At 59.1% G+C, this 10342-nt stretch carries 10 protein-coding genes; 5 read left to right on the top strand and 5 right to left on the bottom strand.

Going from position 1 to position 10342, the window contains the following annotated elements:
• The 3 genes from I6F17_RS37040 to I6F17_RS37030 form a co-directional block, all read right to left on the bottom strand.
• Positions 1-2240, bottom strand: a 2240-nt coding sequence (locus tag I6F17_RS37040) for a DUF4082 domain-containing protein (protein WP_225132193.1), incomplete at its 3' end; no start/stop codon positions are given.
• Between the two features lie 308 nt (positions 2241-2548).
• Positions 2549-2791: an acyl carrier protein gene (locus I6F17_RS37035; RefSeq protein ID WP_036046465.1), complete on the bottom strand. Its 243-nt coding sequence runs from the start codon at positions 2789-2791 to the stop codon at positions 2549-2551.
• The gene (locus I6F17_RS37030) at positions 2778-4652 is read right to left on the bottom strand and encodes an HAD-IIIC family phosphatase (RefSeq protein ID WP_225132194.1); all 1875 of its coding nucleotides are present in this window, start codon (positions 4650-4652) and stop codon (positions 2778-2780) included. Before I6F17_RS37030 ends, I6F17_RS37035 begins: the two co-directional genes overlap by 14 nt.
• A 133-nt stretch (positions 4653-4785) precedes the next feature.
• Between I6F17_RS37030 and I6F17_RS37025 the strand changes: the two genes are divergently transcribed.
• Both I6F17_RS37025 and I6F17_RS37020 read left to right on the top strand, forming a co-directional pair.
• Positions 4786-5409, top strand: a complete 624-nt coding sequence (locus tag I6F17_RS37025; protein WP_225132195.1) for a GNAT family N-acetyltransferase — start codon at positions 4786-4788, stop codon at positions 5407-5409.
• Complete coding sequence (locus tag I6F17_RS37020; protein WP_081493984.1) at positions 5393-5884, top strand: VOC family protein; 492 nt, start codon at positions 5393-5395, stop codon at positions 5882-5884. The genes I6F17_RS37025 and I6F17_RS37020 overlap by 17 nt, the downstream gene beginning before the upstream one ends.
• Here the strand turns inward: I6F17_RS37020 and I6F17_RS37015 are convergent.
• Positions 5865-6962 carry a hypothetical protein gene (locus I6F17_RS37015; protein WP_225132196.1) on the bottom strand — a complete coding sequence of 366 codons (1098 nt, stop codon included), beginning with the start codon at positions 6960-6962 and terminating at the stop codon, positions 5865-5867. The two genes, I6F17_RS37020 and I6F17_RS37015, sit on opposite strands and share 20 nt — an antisense overlap.
• A gap of 361 nt (positions 6963-7323) precedes the next feature.
• On the opposite strand from I6F17_RS37015, the gene I6F17_RS37010 reads away from it, so the two are divergent.
• Entirely contained in the window at positions 7324-7545 is a 222-nt protein-coding gene (locus I6F17_RS37010; RefSeq protein ID WP_081493985.1) for a hypothetical protein, read from the top strand.
• Between the two features lie 54 nt (positions 7546-7599).
• On the opposite strand, the gene I6F17_RS37005 is transcribed toward I6F17_RS37010, so the two are convergent.
• Complete coding sequence (locus I6F17_RS37005) at positions 7600-7941, bottom strand: H-NS histone family protein (protein ID WP_036046460.1); 342 nt, start codon at positions 7939-7941, stop codon at positions 7600-7602.
• Positions 7942-8862: 921 nt separating this feature from the next.
• Here I6F17_RS37005 and I6F17_RS37000 point away from each other — a divergent pair.
• A complete protein-coding gene (locus tag I6F17_RS37000) occupies positions 8863-9552 on the top strand; it encodes a response regulator transcription factor (RefSeq protein WP_225132197.1) in 690 nt (229 codons plus the stop codon).
• Positions 9553-10091: 539 nt separating this feature from the next.
• The coding region (locus I6F17_RS36990) for a hypothetical protein (protein ID WP_225115156.1) at positions 10092-10342 on the top strand (251 nt) is incomplete at its 3' end.

Below are 10342 nucleotides of genomic sequence, written 5' to 3'. Positions count from 1 at the left end.
TCGTTCGAGGCCTTGTAGTACCGGATCGCCTGGATCACGCCGGACGTGTCGGCGGTGAAGCGCATTCCCAGCTCATAATCCGCCCCAACCCCGTCGGTGGCATTGGTATTGGTCGGGGTCTGGGTGGTGAACAGGGTGGTGCCACTCGCAGCGCCGACCGTCGCCGTGGCCGTGCTGGTCGCGTTCTCGCTGGCACCGAGCAGGTCGGTGTAGGTGGCGTTCACCCGGATCCGCTTGCCGACCAGGCTGCTGTCGAGGGTGAGGCTCGCGGTCGTGGCGGACAGATTGGTCCAGGTGGTGCCGTCCGGGCTGCTCTGCCAGCGATAGGTGATGTTCGCAGGAACGCCGTCAGGATCCGTGACGCTGGCCGTCAGCGTCTGGTTCTGGGTCGCCGTGCCGTTGATCGTGACGACGCCAACGTCGTTGACATTGGCCACTTTCGTTGCGGTTGCGGCGCTCACCGGGGTCTCGCTGCTGCCCAGCTGATCCGTGTAGAAGGCGGTGACACGTATGAAGCTGCCAACCTGGGCCTGCCCGAGCGTAAGCGTGCTCGCGGTCGCGCCGGAGATGTTGCTCCATGAGCTGCCGTTCGTGCTCTGCTGCCATTGATAGGTGACGGTGGCCGGCACGCCATCCGTATCGCTCACTGTCGCGGTCAAGGTCTGATTCTGTGTCGGTGTCCCGCTGATGCTCACCGCGCCAGGGTGATTGTCGGGCGTCGAGGAGCTCGCAGCGAACACGACGTCGCGGAAATAGTTTGCATTCTGATAGACGTTGGTGGGGAAGACGCCCGCGCTGTAGTCGAAGACGCCGGCGCCGACGGGCGCGTTCAGGCCACCATTGCTGATGCCCGACGCGAAGCCCTGCGTCGTGGAGGCGTAGTAGCTGTTGATGTTGACCGAGACCACGTAGGTCGTGCCGGCCGCGATGGTGAGCGGAGTGGCCAGCGTCTGCTGCTGCCAGCCCGATGTGCTTTCGTTGGTGAACGTGACGGTTGCCAGCTCCTGGCCCGTTGCCGACCAGATGTGGCCGACATGGGTTCCGGTCTCGTTCGAGGCCTTGTAGTACCGGATCGCCTGGATCACGCCGGACGTGTCGGCGGTGAAGCGCATTCCCAGCTCATAATCCGCCCCAACCCCGTCGGTGGCATTGGTATTGGTCGGGGTCTGGGTGGCGAACAGGGTGGTGCCACTCGCAGCGCCGACCGTCGCCGTGGCCGTGCTGGTCGCGTTCTCGCTGGCACCGAGCAGGTCGGTGTAGGTGGCGTTCACCCGGATCCGCTTGCCGACCAGGCTGCTGTCGAGGGTGAGGCTCGCGGTCGTGGCGGACAGATTGGTCCAGGTGGTGCCGTCCGGGCTGCTCTGCCAGCGATAGGTGATGTTCGCAGGAACGCCGTCAGGATCCGTGACGCTGGCCGTCAGCGTCTGGTTCTGGGTCGCCGTGCCGTTGATCGTGACGACGCCAACGTCGTTGACATTGGCCACTTTCGTTGCGGTTGCGGCGCTCACCGGGGTCTCGCTGCTGCCCAGCTGATCCGTGTAGAAGGCGGTGACACGTATGAATCTGCCGACCTGGGCCTGCCCGAGCGTGAGCGTGCTCGCGGTCGCGCCCGTGATGTTGCTCCATGAGCTGCCGTTCGTGCTTTGCTGCCATTGATAAGTGACGGTGGCCGGCACGCCATCCGCATCGCTCACTGTCGCGGTCAAGGTCTGGTTTTGCGTCGGGGTGCCGCTGACGCTCACCGTACCGGAGTGGTTATTGGGCTTTTTCGAGCCCGCAGCGTACACGACGTCGCGGAAATAATTCGCATTCTGATAGACGGCGGTCGGGAAGACGCCTGCGGTGTAGTCGAAGACGCCGGCGCCGACCGGAGCGTTCAGGCCGCCATTGCTGATACCGGAGGCGAAGCCCTGGGTGGTGGAGACATAGTAGCTGTTGATGTTGACCGAGACCACGTAGGTGGCGCCGGCGGCGATGGTGAGCGGTGTGGCGAGGGTGGCCTGCTGCCAGCCCGAGGCACCTTCGTTGATGAACGTGACGGTCGCCAGCTCCTGGCCCGTCGCCGACCAGATGTGGCCGACATGGGTGCCGGTCTCGTTCGCGGCCTTGTAGTACCGGATCGCCTCGATCATGCCGGAAGCGTCAGCGGTGAAGCGCATCCCCAGCTCATAGTCCGCCCCAGCCCCGTCGGTGGCATTGCTATTGGTCGGGGTCTCGGTGGTGAACAGGGTGGCCGGCACGGTGATGGCACTCCTGGACTAGTCAGCATAATCGGCTACGTGACAAACTTGTCGGCCGACCGAGAGACTGAGGATCGGCAAAACTGCCTTTTATTAATAAATTAAATACCACAAAAAACAATTAAATAAAAGTATTTTTGTTTCCGTTAGAGAGGACACTGTCCGTCAATTTCGCTTGAACTGGAAGATGGCGAAATTCCTGTGATATTCACGCAAAGATGTGCATGGATCTTTCGAGAAATGAGGTTGCAACACTCGAATGGGGCGAGCAGCGCGGGTCTGCCCCGCCTCCAACATGCTTGCGATGATTAAGGCTCCATCCGTTTCGCAATCAGATCAGCAAACTCACCAAGGTTCCGGGCTGCCTCGACTTCGCCAACGCGGAATCGAACGCGAAACTTCTGCTCAATGGCGATAACCAGCGAGATCTGCATGAGCGAGTCCCATTCCTCGACGTCGGCTGCAGACAAGTCGGGCTTGGCCGCGACCTTCTCGAGGAAGACGCCGTCGAATACTTCCTGCATCTTCTCCAGTATCTCAGCTTGCTTCATAAGCCCTCCGGGTTACTAGGATCTTTGTCAAGCGCATCTGATACGTCTCAAGCTTGAGCTCGAATTCCTTTCGAGTGACGCAGTCTTCCGTACGAACGAAACCAAACTCCTCGTAGATTCCGGCGACGATCCCGTTTTTGGCCGTTGGGAGATAGATGCCGCGCACTTTCGTGCAGCCGGCAGCCGCTGCGAGCCGGAAAATCTCATTCATGATCTCGTCCTCGACCTGGCGCTTCAGCACGCGGCAGCTCATCAGCCAGGTATCAAGGACAAGGACTTCGCCATCGATCTTCGCAATGACTACGGAGATGAGCCCGGAATCACCGAACCTATCCTCGAGCCGCATCGTGAAGCACCGGTAGTCCGGCCGTCCTAAGAGTCCCTGGATCTCGGTCTCGGACCGACGGACCGTCGTCAGGTTGAACTGGTTACTGCGCGCGATCAGCTGGGCAATGCGAGGCAGGTCGAGCGAATCGAACTCCTTGATCGTGCCTCGCATTTCAAGCGAGGCGAGGTAGGCCGGCATGTCGGTTACGCTCGCCGCAAGCTCGGTCCGTCGTCGTTCCTGCCTATACTGCGCCGTTCGCCTGAGATCCTCCTCGGTAACGTTCCGTGGGTCGAAATGGCGCCCGGCCTGGAGGCGACTGATGAATTCGGCGGGATCCGGTCCGAGCAGCACGCCTTCGACTTGGGGCTGAAACTGGTGCACGATCTCGATCTCCGCCGGGTTGTCGTCGGCGAAGACGAAGCTGTCGAGGCCGAGGCGGAGTTCATCGGCGATCTGCTGCAGGTTGTCGGACTTCGGCTCCCAATTGGCCTTGAAGGCCGCGAAGTTCTCCAGCCGAAGAACCATCTCGGGATGCTTCTCGAATACCTCGACCGCACGCGCATGGTCGTTCTTGCTGCATACCGCAAGTAGGACGCCGCGTTCGGAAAGCGCCAGGAGGTAGTTCTGGAAAGCCTTGAAGGCTTCGCCGCGGGGGGACGAGTCGCCAAGCTCGATTCCCTCGACACCATCCTCCGCGATCACGCCGCCCCATAGCGTGTTATCGAGGTCGACTGCCAGCACCTTCTTTGGGGCTTGCTTACGGGAGGCGACCAGAAAGCTCAGCTCCTGAGCGACGTCCACCAGAAAATCAGGTGAGCCGAGCTGCTTCGATTCATACCACGCTCGCGCATCATGCGCGGCAGTGATCCCATGGCGTGCCGAGAGGAACTCGACGTCACAGATCTGCACCTCCGCCGGGGCCCGGAGCCCGAGCTCGAGGTTTACCGCCTTGCGGAAGCTCCAATCGGCGCCAAGCGTGCGTGAACGAAACGAGCCGAGATCGAGATCGCCGGGCAGCGCAAGATTGGCGAGAATCACGGCCGCACCTGTGCGCGCGATGAAAATCTGCGCGAGGTTGAGGAGGTGCTCCGCGGCGCGAACTGCAGCTTCCCGCTGATATTCCACGGCATCGAGGAGCGAGCCGGAAAACCGGCAGTTTCTCGCGTTCGGAAGAATGAAGGCGAGATCCGGCTTGAAGGCGTATAGTGGGCTCGAGCCGTCGAGGATCTCCGGGACGAAATTATCGTACTCGCCGAGGAAACGTTCGCACTCGATCCCACGAATGGCCAGGAGATGTTCAACCAATTCGTGCAACGGATAGAGGTTGTAGCCGCCAATCAGGGCGAGCCGGAGTCTTGGCTGAAGACTTTCGCCCGTCTGCAGCTTCGCCTTTTTTCGAAGCGTCGACAGAAAGAACAGCTCGGAAAAACTCGCCGCTTGCCGCGAACGGGCGGCGAGATGTCCCCAGAAAGCGGCATCGCCTGACAGCGCCAGGGACTTCAGTTCGGCGTCGTTTACGGGCCGGTCCGGCAAGACGGGTACTGCAGCGAGAATGGCGAGCCTCCGTCAGGACAGCGACATGATGTGATTGTCTCCCACATTAAATGATGATATGGCTCGGGTCAATTAAACGTATTTAAATAACTAATTAAGGTACAATAAATAGATGATGGTGCATATCAGGCCGGAGCCGGCGAGCCCAAGCACGCTTTCCACGAAAACCGAGAATCTCAAACGGCTTCCCGGCGGAAATAACCTGCTTCTCCGAGAGCTCCGGCTGGAGGACTCCGCGCAAGTCATCGCTTGGCGGAATGATCCCATTCTCGGTAAGTTCCTGACCCGCGAGAAGCTGACCTTGGCTCAGCAGGAAGAGTTTTTCCGGAAATATCAAGCGAGGGTCGACGATTACTATTTCATTGCCGAATTCAAGCGCTCGAAGAAGCCGGCTGGCAGCATCGCGCTGGCGAACCTGGATTTCGCGGCGGGACAGGGCGAAGTTGCGCGGTTGATCGTCGATCCTGCCGCGCGCCTTTTCCTGGCAGAGATGTTCGACCTTTTACTCGAATTCGCATTCGAGCAGCTGGGGCTTTCGGCCGTCGTGGCCAACGTTCAAAGCCGGAACAAAGCCGCGAAGAACTTTCATATTCGCCTCGGCTTCCAAATTGAAAAGGTTGCGCCGAAAGCTTGGTGGAACGGCGACGACGTGATTACGTTTCGGATGTCGCGCGCAGACTATCCACGGCTAAAACAGGCCTGGTCGGCGCTGCTCCTCGATGCACGAGAGGGTTAAACTGTTCGAGCAACCAGCCAGATTCCGCTCGACGCCGCCCATCTCCTTAGGCTGCCAGGGAAGGGAGGAGCAGCGCATGGATTTGCACTTTCATCACGTGGGAATGGCGTGTCGAAAGATCGCGGCGGAGCTGTCCGAGCTCGCGGTCGTTGGCTACAGTCCTGAAGGCCCCATGTTCGAGGATCCCATCCAGCAGGTTCGGATTCAGTTTGTATCAGGCGGCGGTCCGCGCCTGGAGCTCATTGAGCCGATCGGCGCACAATCGCCTGTGGCAGGTATCTTGAAGCGCGGCAGCAAGTTCTATCATCTTGCTTACGAAGCAGCTCGCTTCGACGACGCGATCGCGCGCTTTAGGTCGGAGCAATATCTTCCTGTATCGTCACCCGCGCCGGCGGTCGCGTTCGACATGCGCCGCATAGTGTTTCTTGCCTCCGCGACGCTCACGCTCGTTGAGCTCATCGAGGCGAGGGCCTAGCGCGAGTTGGCGATTGATCCGGATGCCAGGTAACGATTTGCGCGAGCCCGTCAGACGACATAGCTCCGCTGCGCCGAACCCATTCAGCAGCGCGCAGGCCGCCGGCCTGTAGTCTCACGACCGGCTCGGGGCCAAGCTCGGACAGCAGAATGCCCATGTGCCCTGATCCCGGAGGCGTTGTTGGCCAAACGCCCAACCCATTTTCTGACAATACGGTTCGATCGATGTCGCCCCAAAACTGCACGACAATGGCGCCAGGGGGCGCGCACGCAACGAGGTGAGCGGTTTCCGGCGCGCCGATGCGAGGCTTAGCCGCCGGTCGCAGCGCAACGATGATTGCGTCCCATTGGTCGTGATACAAGGTCTGGACGTCCTCGAAGACGTCCACGCTCGCTCCGGAGCTCACGAGACCGGAGCGAAGCGAGCCAATGAAGTCGTTGTCGCACAGCAGGGCAATGCGATTCTTGTAAGCGGATAAGCCGCTATCGTGCAGTTGCTTCACGCACAGTGGACCGAGAAACGAGAAGACATCGACTGAAGGGTGACGTTCGTTCACGCCGACGATTGGAATTCCGCGCCGCAAGCATGCGTCCATGTCGAGGTCCTCGGAGCGAAATTCCCAGGCCTCGAACATCAAGGCGATGACGGCTTCCTTTGGTAGCTCATCAATAAGCGCAGCGGTCAGAGGTCGAAGATGGCCGCTGTTGGTTACGATATCCGTCTGATGGATGATATCGGGGGTGATCTGCTCCAGGATGTCTATGCGATTGGCCACGCCGACCGAATCTGCGAGCTTGAGGGTCTGGTCCATGGCTTCAGCCGAGGTGCCGTGCCGCGTAGTTTTCGTAAAGGCATAGACGTGCCTGGCTCCGGCCATCGCTGCGAGAACGGCCGTCACGGCATACGCCCCGGTCGCAGCCTCGGTGAGAACCGTTAGTTCCGAAAGGTCTAAGAGAGTTTCGGTGAGGGCGCGGCTCATCAGGGCGCCCAGACGTGGCAATGAGAAGCCTGGTCGTAAGGTGGTGTCGAAGCGAGACCGCAATTGCCCGAACGCCACACCGGACTCGGTCCCGATCATGAAATCGCCTCTCGGTTTCGTCAGGTGGGAAAGCGGTCGCTTGGGCGCATGTGCGGCGACTGCTCCAGCCCCGTTCTGCGCCGAAGCGGCGCTGAAGAGCGATGTACCGCGCCATTTAATGCAGTTAAAATAAGAATATTTCTAAACGCGCCCTGTGCATATAGGTCGTTTGGTATAATCTGCCTCTGGGCCTCGCTTTGCGCAGGAGTTCACCGATGCGCCGCGATGGGAGCGTCGGCATGCGATAGTACTCAAGGTGTGTTGTTTGCGCGGAGACAATTTAAAACGCGAGATTAACATATTTAACTTGCGACGCATCCAAATCCGCTTATTTTATATGGCCATCGCAGGGAGAGTGCCGATGAACCCGACCGACTCCAATAGTGAAGACCGCCGTGAGTTCTTGAGAAGCTGTGGAAAATTTGCCGCCGTCACTCCTCCCGTGATGACGCTGCTGCTTTCGACGTCTCTGACCTCATCCGCCATCGCTAGTTCTGGCGGAAACGTTGTGCAGGGCAATAATGGCAAGGGCAACGGTGGTGGGGACGGCAGTCCCAACGGGAAAGAAGATAGCACTCGCTAGAGCGGCGCCTGCGGTCCAGTCCTGACACCACCGTCGCGGGGACGGGTTAGAGGTTCAGCCGGCCCGGCGGCGCCGTTGTGCGGACGAACGGTCGATCAGGAGGTCGTTCAGCTTCTTGCCGGCGCGAAGTTGCGCCTTCAGCCATCGAGGCTGCTTACCACGGCCTGACCAGGTTTCGGTCGGGTTCTTAGGGTTCTGATACTTCGGCAGCACGGGAGGGTAGGGGCGGCGTGCACGTCCCTCGGTCTGCCCCCCGGTCTTACCTTCGATCTTGCGAAGGCGCTCTTCGAGCTTGGCTTTTTCCGCGGTCATCCTGCGACTAAGAACAGCAGTGACCTCATCGTAGAGTCGCCACAGCTCAGCTGTGGTCATGGATGCCCAGTCATCGTTCTCCATGGAAGCCGTCCCCACTACCTCCGAACCGAAACAGGAGGGGGGCTTATCAGGTCAAACCGGGGTCCGGCAAGCACGATCACCCGTGCCGCTGCGCCAGTGTGCAACGTGGTGGTCGGAGTTACCGGTTGGGCCCGTGCCTCCGAACCAGCGGTCGCTTCGCCCTCCGCCCCCGGGCTCGTCGCCTCGGCGCAAGCAATCGCTGCTCGGCCTTCGACACGCGGCTACGCAAGTTCTGCAATTCAGTGAATTGAACGATGAGAGCCTGATGAGTTTGACGCAAAACTGCTGAAGAATACATGTGACCACCTACTCATTGCCAACGATGCCCTCCATGACCGCTCATTGAAGTTGCTGAATTGACGAATATGCAGCTCCAATTTGGGTGACCGGATTTCGTCGTTGCTACACTGGCTGCGCGACGCAGCCGTTTTCTTGCTTTAACTAATCAGCTTCGCCTTGATGAATAGTATTACTTTTCCTCCCTTCAAAAGCGCGGCTTTGTGAACGATCTCGCGTTCGTCGAAATTTCGTCAAATGTTAGATTTGAATCGTGAATGACCCAATATATCGTTGGTAATAACGGTGCCAACGAAGTTAATTGATGTTGACCATCATAATACAGCAGCCGATCCGTGCGCCTAGACATTCTATGGGGGAATTTGCTGATCGAATCTATCATGCGTTGTCGAAACAACGCTGCTTTCGTCTACAAGCTTGCGGCCTCGAAGTTGAGCACCGCATTCTTACGGTGCTGCGCATACTTGCCGGTCAAGTTACCGTGGCGCAGTCGTCGAACGTTCGGCTGTCTAGGATTTGAGACTGTGTGACGTTGTCGCCGAGCGGACCCGTCATCCTCGCGTTTCGAAGAAATTGTTGGATTAAACGGCTGCACGGGGGGTTGTTAGCGATAGGCAGGGAAGCATGCACCGCACAAGAATTGTCATCGCGGATCGACATCCGATCGTTTTGCAAGGGATCAGGAGCGTTCTTGCAGCGCAGCGTGATTTTACGATCGTTGCGTCCTGCAGCGATGGCGCAAGCTGCAATGAGGCAATCCGATTTCTTGTGCCGGACGTCGCGCTCGTCGATGCTGCACTGCCTGATGTCAGCCGGCAGCAGATCCTCGCTCCCGCAAACGCTTCAGGCCCAAGTCCCGCGGTAGTCTTCTTCGCCGGTGTCGCGGCCGATTGTGAGTTGCAAAGGCTGGCCTTGGAGGGCGCCTGCATCGTCCTCTCGAAGGATTCGGATGCCGAGATGCTAGTCTCAACCCTGCGGAAAGCCGCCCAGGGCCAAGCAGCGGCCTCGCGGAGCGCATGGCCAACCAATGATGAGGCCCGCCCCGATGACAAGCCCCTGGCACAACTGACGGACCGGGAGCGGCAAATCATGCGGCTCGTATCGGAGGGTCTATCGAACAAGGAGATTGGACGTCGGTTGAACCTTGCCGACGGTACGATCAAGGTCCACCTTCATCATATCTTCCAAAAGCTGGACATCAGCAATCGCACCATTCTCGCGGCATTGGCGATTTCGCGAAACGAGCTGCATACCGCGTCACGTAAGATGGATCCCCCTGATCTTTTGCATCAGGATCCGGCGAGCGTGAAATGATGGGGTGTCTGGCTTCGTCCGAACGTGCGCGGGGGTTATCGTGGCGCCAGAAGCCCAGCCATGTCGCTGCAGGCCCCTTCGGCCTCGGCTAACGTTCGAAAGGGCGAACCGCCAATCTTGATTGCGGCTTGGTTTTTGTGGAGCGGGCGCCAACTCGCCAAATAGCCGGCGCGGCCATGAAAGCCGGGGCCTCTCGGGCTTCCGAAGCTGATCACGAACGAGAAGCCCTCGCTGGTTGCGCTCCAGATCTCCATGTCCCGGACAGACCGGTGGAATTGCAGTGGCATGGTCATCACCCGTTGCAATCGAGCCCTGCGCTCGCGTCCGTTAAAACGCAAATTAATCATATTAAATGGCGAGCGCAACTCCGAAGCTGCGCCCGAAAGGGCCAGAAAGCACAAGAACGAGCACGGAAATTGCCCACGATCAATTGACGGCGCACGTCAAGCAACGCCATTCACATAAAGAAAATTATTGGTTGAGAATACATTTAATGTATAATACCATAAATTAATATTTTAAACCGAGGAGAGCGTGTTGTGACCCGGGACGGCAACGAAGATGACGACCGGCGGGCGTTCTTGAAAACCTGCGGAAGATTTGCGGCCGTCACACCCCCAGTGATGACTCTGCTTCTATCCACTTCCCTGACCTCAGGAGCCATTGCAAGCTCGGGGGGCCTGCGTGGAGTGACGCAGAAGGACGGAAGACAATCGTCGTTCTTCGATAACGACCGGTCGTCCGTATCGGGACCGGGAAGCTCCAGCGGCGGGTCAACAGGGGGCGGGGG

This window comes from Bradyrhizobium sp. NBAIM18 (genome assembly GCF_020193825.1).
Taxonomy (GTDB): domain Bacteria; phylum Pseudomonadota; class Alphaproteobacteria; order Rhizobiales; family Xanthobacteraceae; genus Bradyrhizobium; species Bradyrhizobium yuanmingense.
This window is presented reverse-complemented; position numbering and strand designations above follow the sequence as displayed.